The sequence below is a fragment of the Lichenibacterium dinghuense genome (genome assembly GCF_021730615.1).
Lineage (GTDB): Bacteria > Pseudomonadota > Alphaproteobacteria > Rhizobiales > Beijerinckiaceae > Lichenihabitans > Lichenihabitans dinghuensis.
This window is the reverse complement of sequence record NZ_JAJLMN010000001.1, coordinates 2266482-2280666: the sequence shown is the minus strand read 5'-3', so window position 1 is coordinate 2280666 and position 14185 is coordinate 2266482. Positions and strand designations below refer to the sequence as shown.

Annotated in this window: 15 protein-coding genes; 13 read left to right on the top strand and 2 right to left on the bottom strand. The window is 70.0% G+C overall.

The window, feature by feature from the left end:
• Positions 1-52: 52 nt before the first annotated feature.
• From L7N97_RS11060 to L7N97_RS11045, 4 genes are all read left to right on the top strand, one after another.
• Positions 53-1459 carry an MFS transporter gene (locus L7N97_RS11060; protein ID WP_237478340.1) on the top strand — a complete coding sequence of 469 codons (1407 nt, stop codon included), beginning with the start codon at positions 53-55 and terminating at the stop codon, positions 1457-1459.
• A gap of 259 nt (positions 1460-1718) precedes the next feature.
• A complete protein-coding gene (locus L7N97_RS11055; protein ID WP_237478339.1) occupies positions 1719-2153 on the top strand; it encodes a GlcG/HbpS family heme-binding protein in 435 nt (144 codons plus the stop codon).
• A 34-nt stretch (positions 2154-2187) separates the two neighbouring features.
• Positions 2188-3477 carry a histidinol dehydrogenase gene (hisD, locus tag L7N97_RS11050; protein ID WP_237478338.1) on the top strand — a complete coding sequence of 430 codons (1290 nt, stop codon included), beginning with the start codon at positions 2188-2190 and terminating at the stop codon, positions 3475-3477.
• A 34-nt stretch (positions 3478-3511) separates the two neighbouring features.
• On the top strand, positions 3512-4273 hold the full coding sequence (locus L7N97_RS11045) for an alpha/beta fold hydrolase (RefSeq protein ID WP_237478337.1): 762 nt from the start codon (positions 3512-3514) through the stop codon (positions 4271-4273).
• A 38-nt stretch (positions 4274-4311) separates the two neighbouring features.
• Here L7N97_RS11045 and L7N97_RS11040 read toward each other — a convergent pair whose 3' ends face one another.
• Positions 4312-5250, bottom strand: a complete 939-nt coding sequence (locus tag L7N97_RS11040) for a LysR family transcriptional regulator (protein ID WP_237478336.1) — start codon at positions 5248-5250, stop codon at positions 4312-4314.
• A 91-nt stretch (positions 5251-5341) separates the two neighbouring features.
• Between L7N97_RS11040 and L7N97_RS11035 the strand changes: the two genes are divergently transcribed.
• The 3 genes from L7N97_RS11035 to L7N97_RS11025 all read left to right on the top strand — a co-directional run bounded on the left by L7N97_RS11035 (position 5342) and on the right by L7N97_RS11025 (position 7522).
• Positions 5342-5860 (top strand): flavin reductase family protein, encoded by a 519-nt coding sequence (locus tag L7N97_RS11035; RefSeq protein ID WP_237478335.1) that lies wholly within the window; start codon positions 5342-5344, stop codon positions 5858-5860.
• 71 nt (positions 5861-5931) lie between these two features.
• Positions 5932-6927 (top strand): Gfo/Idh/MocA family protein, encoded by a 996-nt coding sequence (locus L7N97_RS11030; RefSeq protein ID WP_237478334.1) that lies wholly within the window; start codon positions 5932-5934, stop codon positions 6925-6927.
• Positions 6928-6967: 40 nt separating this feature from the next.
• On the top strand, positions 6968-7522 hold the full coding sequence (locus L7N97_RS11025) for a carboxymuconolactone decarboxylase family protein (RefSeq protein WP_237478333.1): 555 nt from the start codon (positions 6968-6970) through the stop codon (positions 7520-7522).
• Here L7N97_RS11025 and L7N97_RS11020 read toward each other — a convergent pair.
• On the bottom strand, positions 7509-8408 hold the full coding sequence (locus L7N97_RS11020) for an NAD(P)-dependent oxidoreductase (RefSeq protein ID WP_255721645.1): 900 nt from the start codon (positions 8406-8408) through the stop codon (positions 7509-7511). The two genes, L7N97_RS11025 and L7N97_RS11020, sit on opposite strands and share 14 nt — an antisense overlap.
• A gap of 101 nt (positions 8409-8509) precedes the next feature.
• Between L7N97_RS11020 and L7N97_RS11015 the strand changes: the two genes are divergently transcribed.
• From L7N97_RS11015 to L7N97_RS10990, 6 genes are all read left to right on the top strand, one after another.
• Positions 8510-9442 carry an NAD(P)-dependent oxidoreductase gene (locus L7N97_RS11015; protein WP_237478331.1) on the top strand — a complete coding sequence of 311 codons (933 nt, stop codon included), beginning with the start codon at positions 8510-8512 and terminating at the stop codon, positions 9440-9442.
• Between the two features lie 121 nt (positions 9443-9563).
• Positions 9564-10802: an ABC transporter substrate-binding protein gene (locus tag L7N97_RS11010; RefSeq protein ID WP_237478330.1), complete on the top strand. Its 1239-nt coding sequence runs from the start codon at positions 9564-9566 to the stop codon at positions 10800-10802.
• 5 nt (positions 10803-10807) lie between these two features.
• Entirely contained in the window at positions 10808-11662 is an 855-nt protein-coding gene (locus L7N97_RS11005) for a branched-chain amino acid ABC transporter permease (protein WP_237482179.1), read from the top strand.
• Positions 11659-12696: a branched-chain amino acid ABC transporter permease gene (locus L7N97_RS11000; protein WP_237478329.1), complete on the top strand. Its 1038-nt coding sequence runs from the start codon at positions 11659-11661 to the stop codon at positions 12694-12696. The genes L7N97_RS11005 and L7N97_RS11000 overlap by 4 nt, the downstream gene beginning before the upstream one ends.
• Complete coding sequence (locus L7N97_RS10995; RefSeq protein WP_237478328.1) at positions 12693-13442, top strand: ABC transporter ATP-binding protein; 750 nt, start codon at positions 12693-12695, stop codon at positions 13440-13442. Before L7N97_RS11000 ends, L7N97_RS10995 begins: the two co-directional genes overlap by 4 nt.
• A complete protein-coding gene (locus L7N97_RS10990; protein WP_237478327.1) occupies positions 13432-14151 on the top strand; it encodes an ABC transporter ATP-binding protein in 720 nt (239 codons plus the stop codon). The genes L7N97_RS10995 and L7N97_RS10990 overlap by 11 nt, the downstream gene beginning before the upstream one ends.
• Positions 14152-14185: the final 34 nt, after the last annotated feature.

Genomic DNA, 14185 nt, shown 5'->3' with positions numbered 1-14185 from the left:
GGCCCGCGCCAAGACGGGTGCCTCCACTACAATCTGACGGGAGGACATCGTCATGACGGACGCGGTGAACGCAGGGGGCCGCCTGGACAGGCTGCCCATCGGCAGGTTCCACCACCGGATCATCTGGCTCATTGGCGTCGGGATGTTCTTCGACGGCTTCGACATCTACACGGCCGGCACCGTGCTGGGGGCGACGTTGAAGGGCGGGTTCTCGACGATGGGGCAGAACGCCCTGTTCGTGTCGGCCACCTTCGTGGGCATGATGGTCGGCTCGTTCATGACGGGCTTCCTCGGCGACCGGTACGGCCGTCGCTTCACCTACCAAGCCAACCTGCTCGTCTTCGGCCTCGCCTCGCTGGCGGCCGCCTTCGCGCCGAACATGGAAGTGCTGATCGTCCTGCGCTTCGTCATCGGCATCGGGCTCGGGGCCGAGAACGTCGTCGGCTACTCGACGCTGACCGAGTTCGTGCCGGCCCGGTCGCGCGGCCGTTGGCTGGGACTCATGGCCGTGTTCGTGGTAACGGGCCTGCCCATCGCCTCGCTCGTCGGCTGGCTGATCATCCCGGCCTTCGGCTGGCGTGCCATGTTCGTCATCGGCGGGCTGGGCGGCCTCGTCGTCTGGTACGCCCGCAAGAGCCTGCCCGAGTCGCCGCGCTGGCTCGAAAGCGTCGGTCGCACCGACGAGGCTGAAGCCTTGCTCACGGCCATCGAGCGCGAAGCCGAGGCGGCGACGGGTCCGCTCCCCCCGCCAGCCCCCGTTCTGCCCGTAGGAGTGCCGGCGAGCCTCGGAACGCTGTTCGCGCCGCCGCTGCTGTCGCGCCTGCTGGTCGGATGCCTGTGCTTGGTGGTCATCAACACGGTGCTTTACGGTTTCGTGGCCTGGCTGCCGACCTTCTTCGTCAAGCAGGGGCTCAGTGTCGCGCAATCGTCCGGCTTCGCGCTGCTGATGGGCCTGGGTGCCCCGGTCGGTTCCGGCATCGGCGCGCTGACCGCCGACCGGTGGGGGCGCAAGCCGACTATCATCGGCGCCTCGCTGCTGGCCTCCGCCCTGGCCATCGTTTACCCGGCGGTGTCCGACCCCGTGGCGCTGACGCTGGTCGGCTTCGCCCTGACGATCCCGATCTACGTGCTCGTGGCCCTGCTATTCGGCATCTACATCCCCGAGCTGTTCCCGACCGAGGTGCGGCTGCGCGCCTCCGGGCTCTGCAACACGCTCGGCCGCGGCGCCACGGTGGTGACGCCCTTCCTCGTGGTCTGGCTGTTCAACGCTTACGGTGTCGCCGGTGTGCTCGACCTGATGATCGGGCTGCTCGTGATCCAGAGTGTTGTCGTGTTGTTCTTCGGGATCGAGAGCCGCAACCGCCGCCTCGAAACGCTGCGGGACGACGGCGCGCCGGCCACCCTGATCATTCCCGCGACGCTCGGTGGTATCGGCGGGGAAATATCCCGACGTCCGTGATGTGCCGTTCTCGAAAGAAGACCTCAAGGGTGCGGCGGCATGCAGGCCCGACCGGGTTTGAGTCGAGCGGCGACATAGGAATTTGTTCGACGGCGCTGCCGCATCATCTTTGTTGATGAGGGGGATCAGGAACGATCATTTCGTGCGCGGGGGGGGCTCACGATAGGTCGAGGTCACCTTACCGGCGCGGCGGAGAGCTGCGCGGCGTAACGCATCCGGCGTGTGCAGTCGTCCGCATCCCGGGACGTCAGGAGTGATCATGTCGAGCCTTTCCCTGGCTGTGTCGGACAGGATCGCCGAAGCTTGCCTTTCTGAAGGCGTCGCGCGCGGCTTCGCACCCCTGACTGTCGTGGTCCTGGACGCGGGTGGGCACGTCAAGACGGCCAAGCGGAGCGACGGCTCGGGAATCCTGCGCTTCGAGATCGCCCTGGGCAAGGCATGGGGAGCGCTGGGCATGGGCCTGCCATCCCGTGCGCTGGCCGAGAGAGCCGCGTCCGCACCGGTGTTCTTCGGGGCGCTCGCGGCTGCTTCCTCCGGGCGGATGATCCCGGTCCCCGGCGGCGTGCTGGTGCGGCAGGACGGGGAGATCGTGGGCGCCGTCGGCGTCAGCGGAGACACGTCGGACAACGACGAGACCTGCGCCGTCGCAGCCATCGCCGCGACGGGCCTGGAGCCCGACTGCCGGGTGCGCTGAGGAGCGCGACGACCGGGACCATGGGAGGGAAGCGATGGCACGATATCTGAAGCGCGGCCGGGACGCGGAGGCCGCAGCCGCCGCAGATGCCGCGACGCGGGCCACGGTGGAAGGCATCCTGGCCGACGTCGGCGCACGGGGCGACGCGGCCGTGCGCGACCTGTCGGCGAAGTTCGACCGCTGGTCGCCGGACAGCTTTCGCCTGTCGGAAGGCGAGGTGGAGCGGGCCCTGTCGCGGGTGTCCGCCCGCGACCTCGACGACATTCGCTTCGCCCAGGACCAGGTGCGGAACTTCGCGCGGGCCCAGCGCGCCTCCATGGCGGACGTGGAGGTCGAGACGCTGCCGGGCGTCGTGCTCGGCCACAGGCACATCCCCGTCGCGGCGGTCGGCTGCTACGTCCCCGGCGGCAAGTATCCGATGGTGGCCTCCGCGCATATGAGCGTGGTCACCGCCAAGGTGGCGGGGGTGGGGCGCGTCGTCGCCTGCGCGCCGCCCTTCGGCGGGGAGCCTCACCCCGCGATCGTCGCCGCCATGCACCTCGGGGGCGCCGACGAGATCTACGTGCTCGGCGGCGTCCAGGCCGTCGCCGCCATGGCGCTCGGGACGGAAACGATCGCCCCGGTCGACATGCTGGTGGGTCCGGGCAACGCCTTCGTGGCCGAGGCCAAGCGCCAGCTCTTCGGGCGCGTCGGCATCGACCTCTTCGCCGGTCCGACCGAGACCCTGGTGATCGCCGACGACAGCGTCGACGGCGAGATCTGCGCGACCGACCTCCTGGGCCAGGCGGAGCACGGCATCAACTCGCCCGCGGTCCTGCTGACGACCTCCGAGAAGCTCGCGCGCGACACGATGGCGGAGATCGAGCGTCAACTCGGCACCCTCGGCACGGCCGACCTCGCGGGCCGGTCCTGGGCCGACTACGGCGAGGTGATCGTCTGCGCGGACGACGAGGAGATGGTGCGCGAGGCCGACCGAATCGCCTCGGAGCACGTCCAGGTGATGACGCGCGACCCGGACTTCTTCCTCGCCCGCATGACCAATTACGGAGCGCTGTTCCTCGGGCCCCGCACCAACGTGGCCTACGGCGACAAGGTCATCGGCACCAACCATACGCTGCCGACCCGCAAGGCCGCGCGCTACACCGGCGGGCTCTGGGTCGGCAAGTTCCTCAAGACCTGCACCTACCAGCGAGTCACGACCGACGCCGCGAGCGCGGCCGTCGGCGAGCGCTGCGCGCGCCTGTGCCGGCTCGAGGGCTTCGTCGGCCACGCCGAGCAGGCCGACATCCGCGTGCGGCGCTACGGGGGCCGGAACGACGGGTGAAGGTCTCCGCGGTCGGGAACGGAAGGGCAGGGCGATGAGGCTGCACCACAGGATCGAGGGGGACGGGCCCTGGGTCACGCTCGCCCATTCGCTGGCGAGCAACCTCACGCTCTTCGACGACCTCGCGGCGCGGCTGGCCCGGCGCCACCGCGTGCTGCGGCTCGACCTGCGCGGGCACGGCGCGAGCCCCGCCCCGAACGGGCCCTACGCGATGGCGGAGCTTGCGGGGGACGCGGCTGAGCTCCTCGACGGGCTCGGGGCCGCCGGGACGGCTTGGGTCGGGGTGTCGCTCGGCGGCATGGTCGGGCTGACGCTGGCGCTCGACCGCCCCGACCTCGTCGCCCGCCTCGTCGCTGCCGACACCACCGCCGGCTATCCGGAAGCCCTGCACGCCGGCTGGCGGGCCCGCATGGACGCCGTCCGCGCCGGCGGGACGGAGGCCGTCGTCGACGGCACCCTCGCCCGCTGGTTCACGCCGGAGTTCCGTGCTGCGAACCCGGGGCTGGTGCGCCGCTTCGCGGAATCCATTGCGGCCACGCCGGCCGAGGGCTTCCTCGGTTGCTGCGAGGCCATCCTGGGCTACGACATCGCACCCTGCCTCGCGCGGATCGCATGCCCGACCCTGGTCGTGGTCGGCGAGGCCGACGAGGCGACGACGCCCGCCATGGCGCGCGCCCTCGCCGACGGCATCCCTGGCGCGGCCCTGTCGGTCATCCCCGCGGCGGCGCATCAGGCCTGCGCCGAGCAGCCGGAGCTGTTCGCGCGGACCGTGGAGGGCTTCCTCCAGGCGGCGTGAGGCTCCTTGACCTCTCGAGGGTCGCCGTCGGGCCGCAATCAGGGAGCGCAGCCTGCGCCCGCATCGTCCCAGCGCGCGTTGAGCCGCCGCCCCTCCTCGACGAGGCGCGCCAGGAAAGCATCGGCCGGGGGGGACAGGGTGCGGTGGGTCGGCTCCACCACCACGAGATCCAGCTTGAGGACCGGCGCCGAGAGCGGGTTGATGACGAGGTTCTCGGGTTCCGCGTCGCCCGCCATCATGATCCCGGGCAGCACCGCCACCCAATCGGAGCGGCCGACCAGATCCAGCGTCCCCAGCATGGCGTCGAGCTCGATCAGGCGTTCGATCTTGACGCCGTTGGAATCGAAATAGCGGTCGATCGTCATCCTCCGCGTGTTGACGCGGCTCGGCACCACCAATCGGAGCGGCCCGAGGTCGCGGGCGCGGACCGGGTCGAGGCTGCGGCGGCCGGCATGGCTCTTCGAACCGACCAGCACCTCGGGCGTGGTCAGGTAGTGGCGGCTCCGGAGCCCCACGAAGCCGGCCGTCGCGGGCAGGACGGCGAAGTCGAGCTCGGCCGCCTGGACGAGCTTGGTCAGCGTCCCGCTGTAGCCCTCGACGATGCGCAGCGACACGTTGGGATGGGCGTCGCTGAAGGCGGCCAATGCGGGCGCCAGGACACAGCGCGTCATCGTCGGCATCAGGCCCACCACCACGTCGCCCGCGAGGCCCGTCGCAAAAGTCTGGGCCACCTTGGTGGCGGCGTCATGGGCGCGGAGCACGTCCAGGGCGCAGCGGTAATAGCTGTCGCCGGCGGGCGTCGGCGTGATGCGGCCCTTGTCGCGCGTGAACAGGTTGATCCGAAATCGCTCCTCCAGCTTGCGGATGTGCTGGGACACGCCCGACTGCGTCGCGTTCTCGCGCTGGCCCGCCGCCGTGAACGACCGCTCCTCATAGGCAGCGACGAAGAGCCTGATGTCTTGAAGCGTCCCAACCATCGCAGTCTACCCGCGGCTCATCCGATTTTCTGATGCAGATAAGAAGAAACAATCATTTTTCGTTCCTCGGCATGGCGCCTAGCTTGCCGCCATGACGATGACATCCCTTCCCCTCGACCAGGCCGGCGCCGACCCGCGCCTCCTCCGGAACGCGCTCGGGCGTTACGCCACCGGCGTGACCGTGGTCACGACGCAGATGGACGGCCGATATGAGGGGCTCACGGCCAACTCCTTCACCGCGGTGTCGCTCGACCCGCCGCTGGTCCTGTGGAGCCTTCGCCTGCTCGCCCCCTCGCTGGAGCGCTTCAAGAGTTCGGGCCATTTCGTCGTCAACGTCCTGTCGAGCCGGCAGACCGACGTGTCCCGCCATTTCGCCACGCCGCGGCACGACAAGTTCGAGGGCGTGGACTTCAGCCCCGGCATCGGCGGCTGCCCCATGCTCGACGCGAGTCTGGCCATCTTCGAATGTCGGACCGAGAGCACGATCGAGGGCGGCGACCACGTGATCTTCGTCGGGCGGGTGGTCAGGGCGCATTACCGCGATGGCGATCCTCTGGTCTTCGCCGGCGGCCGTTACGGCACGCACCTGCCGCTGTCCGCCGACGCGTGACACCCCGCGATGGCGGCCGCGAGCCCGCCTTCCCATGCCGGCCGCGGGCCGACTCCTGAGGAAACCAACAGATGATCGATGCTGCCGTCGTCGGGCTCGGGTGGTGGGGCCAGCACATCATCCGGCGTATGGCCGGATCCGAGGTTCTGCGCATCGTCAGGGCCGTCGACCGGGACCCCGCCCGCGCCGCGTTCGCGGCCGAGCACGGCGTCGGCTTCGCGTCCGACCTGTCGGAGGTGCTGTCCGACCCTGGGATCGGGGCCGTCATCCTGGCGACGCCGCACGCGCTCCACACGGCGCAGGTCGAGGCCGTTGCGCGGGCCGGCAAGCACGTGTTCTGCGAGAAGCCGCTCGGCCTCGCCCGCGCCGACGCTGAGCGCTCCGTCGCGGCTTGCCGCGATGCGGGGGTGATGCTGGGTATCGGCCACGAGCGGCGTTACGAGGCGGCGATCGGCGAAGCCCGGCGCCTGCTGCGCGAAGGGGCCATCGGCACGATCATGCACGCCGAGGCGAATTTCAGCCACGACAAGCTCGCGCATGTGCCCGAAGGCGATTGGCGGGCCTCCCCCCGCGACGCGCCCGCCGCCGGCATGACGGCCATGGGCATCCACCTCACCGACCTCTACCTCGACCTGATCGGGCCCGTCGCCGAAGTCTATGCCGCGACCGCGAGCCGCGTCGCCTACCGCCACACGGGCGACGTCATCTCGGTGCTGATGCGCTTCGCGTCCGGGGCGACGGGCTACATTAACGCCATCCTGGTGACGCCGATGTACATCGGCCTGACGATCTTCGGCTCCGAGGGCTGGATCGAGATCCGCAACCACACCCACCCCGACACGCCGGGCCCGACGAGCTTCACCCTTCAGCGCCGCGATGGCAGCCGCGAAACGCGCGACTATCCCTGGACCGACACGGTGCGGGCCGGGCTCGAAACCTTCGCACGGGCCGCCGAAACGGGGTCGCCCTACCCGTTCACCGACGGGCAGAAGGTCGGCAACGTCGCCGTGCTGGAAGCCGTGTGCCGCTCGGCCGCGGAGAACCAGCCCGTCGCGGTCGAAGCCTGACGCCGCTCGACACCGGCCCCCGCGCCTTCCGGAGACCACCATGCCGCGCCTCGACGACATCGATCCCGCGACGCTGCCGCCCGAGGGGCGCCGCGTCTACGACGCCATCCTGGCGGGTCCGCGGGGTGTCGTGGAGGGGCCGCTCCGCGTCTGGGTCAACAGCCCGGGCCTGGCCGACAAAGCGCAGGCGCTGGGCGCCTTCTGCCGCTACGGCACGAGCCTGCCGGCCCGCCTGTCCGAACTCGCCATCGTGGTCACCGGCGCGCATTGGCGGGCCGGCTTCGAATGGGCCGTCCACGCCCCGATCGCGCTGGCGGCCGGGCTCGATCCCGAGGTCGTCGAGGCGATCCGGCTCGGCCGGGAGCCCGGCTTCGCCGCCGCGGACGAGCGCGCCGTCTACCGCTTCGCCGTCGAGCTGCTGCGCGACCGTCGCGTTTCCGACGAGACTTTCGCGGGCGCCGTCGCGGAGCTGGGCCGCGTCGGCGTCGTCGACCTCGTCGGCGTGCTCGGCTACTACGGCCTGATCTCCATGACGATCCAGGCCTTCGAGGTTCCCTTGCCCGCCGGTGCTCCCGAGCCGTTCACGGCGCCGTGACGGCGCCGTCGGCGGGTCGGTGGCGCGTCCGCCAGAACGAGGGCAGCGCGGCCCCGTCCCGCGCGTCCCAGCCCGCCGAGGCAGCCTCGTCGTAGACCGCCAGCGTGGCTTCGGCGAGCGGCAGCCTGGCTCCGAGGGATCCCGCTTCGGCCACCATGGTGCGGAGGTCCTTCCGGATCGATGCCACGTCGAAGGTGGTCGCCGGTGCACCCCCCGCCAGCGCCTCGGCGATGGCCGGCCCTCGCCCCTTCAGCACGTTGGCGCCTCCGGACGTCTCGGAGAAGAAGCCGACCAGCCATCCGGGATCGAGGTCGAGGTGGCGGCACAGTGTCAGGGCCTCACCGAGCGCTTGGTAGAAGACGAGCAGGGGTAGGTTGATGGCGAGCTTCATGCTGGCGCCGGATCCGACGGGGCCGACATGCTCCACCCGGCGGCACAGCGCGTCGAGCACGGGGCGGGCCCGCGCTACGTCCTCGTCCGTTCCTCCGGCGAGGCCGAGCAGGCTGCCGCTCCGCGCCGGCCCGACGCTCCCCCCGACGGGGCATTCCACGAAGGCCCCGCCGCGCTCGGCCACGGACCGGGCGAGCGCGACCTCGACCTCCGGGCGTACGGTGCTCATCTCGATCACGAGCTTGCCGGCCAGCGGCGCCGACAGGACGCCGTCCAGCCCGTGATAGCAGGCCTCGATCGCGGCGGCGTCGGTCAGCATGGATATGATGACCTCGACCCCGTCGGCGAGCGCGCGCGGACTCGCGGCCTCTTCGCCCACGCTTCCATCCAGCCGACCGGGCGTACGGTTCCATCCCACGATCACGTGCCCGGCCTCATGCAGCCTTTCGGCCATAGCCTGCCCCATCCGGCCGAGTCCTATGATTCCGACGTGCATCGATCACTCCGCTATTTATCTATCGATAAAAAACGATATCATGCTCCGTAAGCACGACAAGCGCGATCACGGCGCGTCACGGGACAGCGGGAGGCGGGGCCATGAAGGGCAGCATTGGGATCATCGGCCTCGGCATCATGGGAGGTGCGATGTCCCGCAACCTCGTCGCCGCGGGCTGGGATGTGGTCGGCTTCGATGTGAGCGAGGCGCGTCGCGCGGAGGCCGAGGCGGACGGGGTGGCTCCTGCGGCGGACGTCGCTGACCTGGCCCGGCGCGCGCCGCTCATCCTCACCAGTCTGCCGAGCGCCGCAGCCGCGGCCGCGACGGCGGCCGCGGTGGTGGCATCTGGGGCCGAGGGGCGGGTCGTCGCGGACGCCAGCACCCTCGCGCTCGAGGACAAGCTCGCCTTCGCGCACGTCCTGTCGAGGGCCGGCCACCGCCCGCTCGACTGCCCCGTCTCCGGCACGGGCGCCCAGGCCAAGGTGAAGGACCTGGTCTTCTACGCGAGCGGCGAGGCGGCCGCGGTTGCGGAGATGATGCCCGCCTTCGCCGACCTCGCGCGCGAAGCCCACGACCTCGGCGCTTTCGGCAACGGGACGCGCATGAAGCTCGTCGCCAACCTCCTCGTGGCGATCCACAACGTGGCTTCGGCCGAGGCCATGGTGTTGGGCATGCGGGCCGGGCTGGACCCGCACCAGATCGTCAAGCTCGTCGGAGCCGGCGTCGGCAACTCCCGCGTCTTCGCGTTGCGCGCGCCCATGATGGCCGAGGATGTCTACGAGCCCGCGACGATGAAAGTGTCGACGTGGCAGAAGGATATGGACGTCATCGGGCGCTTCGCGGCCGAACTCGGCGTCGACGCTCCCCTCTTCAAGGCGAGCGCCCCGGTCTACGACGACGCACTCGCGCGCGGCTTCGCGGACCTCGACACGGCGGCCGTGTGCCGCGTCCTCGAAGCCCGTGCCGGGATGGCACGTCGGGCGGAAGGCGGCACAGCCATCACGCAATCTGATCGGGCGGGCGCGATCATATAATTTGTACGCGCGAAGCCCGCTTCTACGGTGGTGGCAGGTCGGAAGCAGCCCCCGGATCCCCGGTGGGCCACGATGAGGACGCGGACGCCAAAAGGCGCCGCGCATGTCGGGGGAGGACACCATGACCACACGCCGCCAGATCCTCAAAGGCGGACTCGCCGCGGGCGCCGTCGTGGCGATGCCGGCGGTGCTGCGCGCGCAGGCCGAGCCGTTTCGCATCGGGCTGCTCACGGTCCGCACGGGGCCGCTGGCGCAGGGCGGCCTGCAGATGGAACAGGGCCTCGCGACCTTCCTGAAGGAGAAAGGCTCCACGCTCGCCGGCCGTGCCGTGGAGCTCATTGCGGCCGACACAGGCGGAAACCCGGCGGGCGCTCGCACCAAGGCGCAGGAACTCGTCGAGCGCAACAAGGTCGGCGTCATCCTGGGGCCGCTCGCCGCCTTCGAATTGCTGGCCGTCACGGACTACGTCCGCGCCCGCAAGGTTCCGCTGATCAGCCTCGCGGCGGCGGAGGACGTCACGCAGCGGCATGTCAACCCATGGGTGGTCCGCCCGGCCGCGAGTTCGGGCCAGTGCTCGCACGTCATGGCCGACTACGCCCTGAAGGAGATGCACCTCAAGCGCGTGGCGACGATCTCCGAAGACTTTGCCTTCGGCTACGAGCAGGTGTCCGCGTTCCAGCGCGTCTTCGAGGACGAGGGCGGCAAGGTGGTGCGCAAGCTGTGGCCGCCGCTGAACGCCCCGGACTTCACGCCCTTCATCGCCCAGATCGGTCAGGTCGACGGCGTCTTCACGGGCTTCGCAGGCTCGAACCCACTGAAGTTCCTGCGCGCCTACGCTGACGTCGGCCTCAAGGGCAAGGTGCCGGTCACCGGCGGGTGGACGGCCTTCGACGACGCGCTGCTGAAAAGCTTCGGAGACGAGGCCGTCGGCGCCTATTCGTCGACTTTCTACACCTCCGACTACGGGTCGGACAGCAACAAGCGCTTCGTCGCGGCGATGGACAAGGATTACGGCGTCGTGCCCGGCGCATACTCGGCCGGCATGTATATCGCCGGTCAATGCGTCGAGGGTGCCATCGCCAAACTCGGCGGCAAGACGGATGACAAGGACGCCTTCATGGCGGCCCTGAAGGGCCTTTCCCTGACCGATACGCCGCGGGGGCCCTTCACCTTCGACACATACGGCAACGTGGTGGGCGATGTCTTCGTGAGGCGCTGCGAGCGGCAGGGCGGCAAGCTCGTCAACGCCACCGTCAAGACCTACGAGAAGGTCAGCCAGTTCTGGACCTATGATCCGGCCACATTCCTCAAGGAGCCGGTCTACGCGAAAGACAGCCCGCCTGCGAAGAACTTGGAGTGATCGACATGTGGTCGCTGCTCACGATCAACAGCATAAGCTTCGGTGGTCTGCTGTTTCTCCTGTCGGCCGGGTTCTCGCTCATCTTCGGCCTGATGCGCATCCCCAACCTGATGCATGGCTCGTTCTTCATGCTCGGCGCCTATGTGGGCGCGAGCCTGGCGCAACGCGGATACGATTTCTGGCTGGCCGCCCTGGCCGGGGCCGGCGTGACGCTGATCGTGGGTGGGCTCGTCGAGCGCGTCCTGTTGCGGCGCCTCGCGGGCCAGCCGCTTGCCCAGGTGCTTCTGACTCTGGGCCTCTCGTTCATCGTCGCCGATCTCTGCCTCATGATCTGGACTGGCGATCCCATCCAACCCGGCACCCCGGCGGGTCTGCGGAGCAGCGTCGCCGCGCTCGGGACCACCGTGCCACTGTATCGGCTCGCCGTCGTGGTCCTCGCCGTCGCGGTGGCGGCCGCCCTCTGGCTGCTGATCGAGCACTCTCGGCTCGGCGCGATGATCCGCGCCGGCGTCGATGACGCGCCCATCGCCCGCGCCATGGGCATCCGCGTGTCCAGTCTGTTCACGTTCGTCTTCTGCCTGGGCGCGGGCCTCGCCGGCTTCGCGGGCGTGGTCGGCTCACCCATCCTGTCTGTCTATCCGGGCCTCGACGCCGACATGCTGCCGCTGGCGCTGATCGTGGTGATCCTCGGCGGGGCGGGCAGCCTCGTCGGCGCCCTGCTCGGCAGTCTTCTGATCGGCTTTCTCTATAACTTCGGGCAGGCCATGCTTCCGGATCTGTCCTACGTCATCCTGTTCCTGCCGATGCTGATCGTGCTTCTGGTGCGCCCGCAAGGCCTGCTCGGGCGGGTGGCGCTATGAGCCGCGTGAACGTCATCCAGGGCGTAGCCCTGCTGCTCGGCACGGCGGCGCTGGCCACGCTGCCCCTGTGGCTGGCGGACAGCTATTACGTCAACATAGCCACGCAGATCCTCTTCTACGCCGTCTTCGCGCTCGCGCTCAACGTGCTCGTGGGCTACGCGGGTCTCACCTCGCTCGGCCACGCCGCCCTGTTCGGCGTGTCGGGCTACACGGCCGGCCTTCTCCTCGCGTCCGGCCAGGGCCAACTCGCCTCCGTGCTGGCAGCGCTCGTCGTCACGGTGCTGATGTCGGCGTTGTTCGCCGTGCTGTCGCTCAGGGCGACGGGCATCGGCTTCCTCATGATCACGCTGGCGTTGGGCCAGATCCTTTGGGGCCTCACCTATCGCTGGGCCAGCCTCACCAACGGCGACAACGGTGTCACGGTGGCGGACCGGCCGTCGCCCTTGGGCCTGAGCCTCGCCGACCCGTCGGCCTTCTACTGGCTGACGCTGCTGGCCTTCCTCGTCTGCGCGGCTTCCATGGTGCTGTTCGTGCGCTCGCCCTTTGGGGCGAGCCTGCGCGGCACGCGCGACCAGCCCCGCCGCATGAGCGCGCTGGGCTTCGACGTGTGGACGATCCGCTTCCTAGCTTTCACGTTGTCGGGTTTCTGGAGCGCGGTCGCGGGCCTGCTGTTCGTCTACTACAACCAGTTCATCAGCCCTCAGGTGATGTCGCTGCAGAGCTCCGCCGAAGTGCTGCTGATGGTCATCTCGGGCGGTACCGCGACCCTGGCCGGCCCCGTCGTGGGAGCCGCCCTCGTCGTGATCATGAAGAACGTGGTCAGCGCCTACGTCGAGCGGTGGAACATGGTCCTCGGCATCGTCTTCGTGCTGATCATCAGCTTCATGCCCGAAGGGCTCGTGCCAGGCACGGCCCGGCTCGTCCGCTCCGCCTACCGCGGCCTGTGCGGGCCTGGGAAGGCGGAGGTGCCGGCATCCGAGGGAGCCTCCGAGCAGCCCCGCGAACTGCGCGTCCGCGCCGAGGCGGGCCGATGACCGCGTCCACGAGCGCCCTCGCCATCCGCGGCCTCAGCAAGAACTTCGGCGGCCTCAAGGTCACCCGTGACGTCGACATGACCGTGGAGCCCGGCGAGCGTCGCCTGATCATCGGGCCGAACGGCGCGGGCAAGACGACGCTGTTCAACCAGATCACCGGCGACCTCCGGCCGACGAGCGGCACGATCTCGCTGATGGGGCAAAACATCACGCGGGAGCCGAGCCGGGCGCGCGCCCACCTCGGCCTCGCCCGCACCTACCAGATCATCACGCTGTTCGGCGCGGACACGATCCTGCGCAACGTCACGCTGGCGCTGCTCGGCCTGTCCCCGCTGCGCTGGAATCCCTTCGTCTCGCTCGACCGCCAGCATGCCCTCGCCGAGCGGGCCGAGGCCGCCCTGGCCCGCGTCGGCCTCGCCCACCTCAGGCATCGGCTCCTGTCCGAAACCTCCTACGGCGAGCGTCGGCGCATCGAGATCGCCATGGCGCTGGCGCAGGAACCGAAGGTGCTGCTGCTCGACGAGCCCTTCGCGGGCCTGTCGAGCGACGAGCGCCACGACATCGCGCGCCTGCTGTCGGAGATCCCGCGTGACGTCACCGTGCTGATGATCGAGCACGACATGGATGTCGCGCTGGGCTTCGCGGACCGGATCACCCTGCTCAACTTCGGTGAGGTGGTCGTGGAAGGCTCCCGCGCCGACGTCGTCGCCGACCCGCGCACCCGCGAGGTGTACCTTGGCCACTGACATCCTCGCCCTGTCCGCCGTCCAGGCCTTCTACGGCGACAGCCACGTGTTGCACGGCGTGTCGCTGCGCCTCGGGGCGGGGCGCCTGCTGGGCCTGCTCGGGCGCAACGGCGCCGGCAAGTCCACCTGCCTCAACGCCATCGTGGGGCTCGTGCAGACGCGCGGGGGCAGCATCGCCGTGGCGGGCGAGACCGTCCGCCGCCCTTCGCCCGAAGCCATGGCGTCGAGGCGCGTCGCGATCGTGCCGCAGGGGCGGCGCATCTTCCGCAGCCTGACCGTGCGCGAGAACCTCGCGGTGGCGGCGCGCCGGCCCGCGAAGGACGCGCCGGTGGCCTGGTCGCTCGACTCGGTCTTCGCGATGTTTCCGCGCCTGCGCGAGCGGCAGTCGCAGCATGCGGGCCTGATGTCGGGCGGGGAGCAGCAGATGCTCGCCATCGGCCGCGCGCTCATGACCAACCCCCGCGTGCTCCTGATGGACGAGCCTTCGGAAGGTCTCGCGCCGCAGATCGTGGCCGAGGTCGGGCGAATCATCGCACGGCTGAGGGGCGAAGGCCTGTCGATCGTGCTGGTCGAGCAGAACATCAAGCTGGCGCTCGAGCTCTGTGACGACGTCGCTCTCATCAACACGGGCTCCGTGGTCTTCACCGGCACGGCCGCGGCGCTCGCCGCCGACGAGGCGACGATCGCGCAACACCTCGGGGTGTTCTGACGGGATGGCCGCCCCGCCCCGGTCCCTTCACCTC

Coding starts and splice junctions, on each gene's coding strand:
- L7N97_RS11060 (WP_237478340.1), top strand. CDS start 53: ATGACGGACGCGGTGAACGCAGGGGGCCGCCTGGACAGGCTGCCCATC.
- L7N97_RS11055 (WP_237478339.1), top strand. CDS start 1,719: ATGTCGAGCCTTTCCCTGGCTGTGTCGGACAGGATCGCCGAAGCTTGC.
- hisD (WP_237478338.1), top strand. CDS start 2,188: ATGGCACGATATCTGAAGCGCGGCCGGGACGCGGAGGCCGCAGCCGCC.
- L7N97_RS11045 (WP_237478337.1), top strand. CDS start 3,512: ATGAGGCTGCACCACAGGATCGAGGGGGACGGGCCCTGGGTCACGCTC.
- L7N97_RS11040 (WP_237478336.1), bottom strand. CDS start 5,250: ATGGTTGGGACGCTTCAAGACATCAGGCTCTTCGTCGCTGCCTATGAG.
- L7N97_RS11035 (WP_237478335.1), top strand. CDS start 5,342: ATGACGATGACATCCCTTCCCCTCGACCAGGCCGGCGCCGACCCGCGC.
- L7N97_RS11030 (WP_237478334.1), top strand. CDS start 5,932: ATGATCGATGCTGCCGTCGTCGGGCTCGGGTGGTGGGGCCAGCACATC.
- L7N97_RS11025 (WP_237478333.1), top strand. CDS start 6,968: ATGCCGCGCCTCGACGACATCGATCCCGCGACGCTGCCGCCCGAGGGG.
- L7N97_RS11020 (WP_255721645.1), bottom strand. CDS start 8,408: ATGCACGTCGGAATCATAGGACTCGGCCGGATGGGGCAGGCTATGGCC.
- L7N97_RS11015 (WP_237478331.1), top strand. CDS start 8,510: ATGAAGGGCAGCATTGGGATCATCGGCCTCGGCATCATGGGAGGTGCG.
- L7N97_RS11010 (WP_237478330.1), top strand. CDS start 9,564: ATGACCACACGCCGCCAGATCCTCAAAGGCGGACTCGCCGCGGGCGCC.
- L7N97_RS11005 (WP_237482179.1), top strand. CDS start 10,808: ATGTGGTCGCTGCTCACGATCAACAGCATAAGCTTCGGTGGTCTGCTG.
- L7N97_RS11000 (WP_237478329.1), top strand. CDS start 11,659: ATGAGCCGCGTGAACGTCATCCAGGGCGTAGCCCTGCTGCTCGGCACG.
- L7N97_RS10995 (WP_237478328.1), top strand. CDS start 12,693: ATGACCGCGTCCACGAGCGCCCTCGCCATCCGCGGCCTCAGCAAGAAC.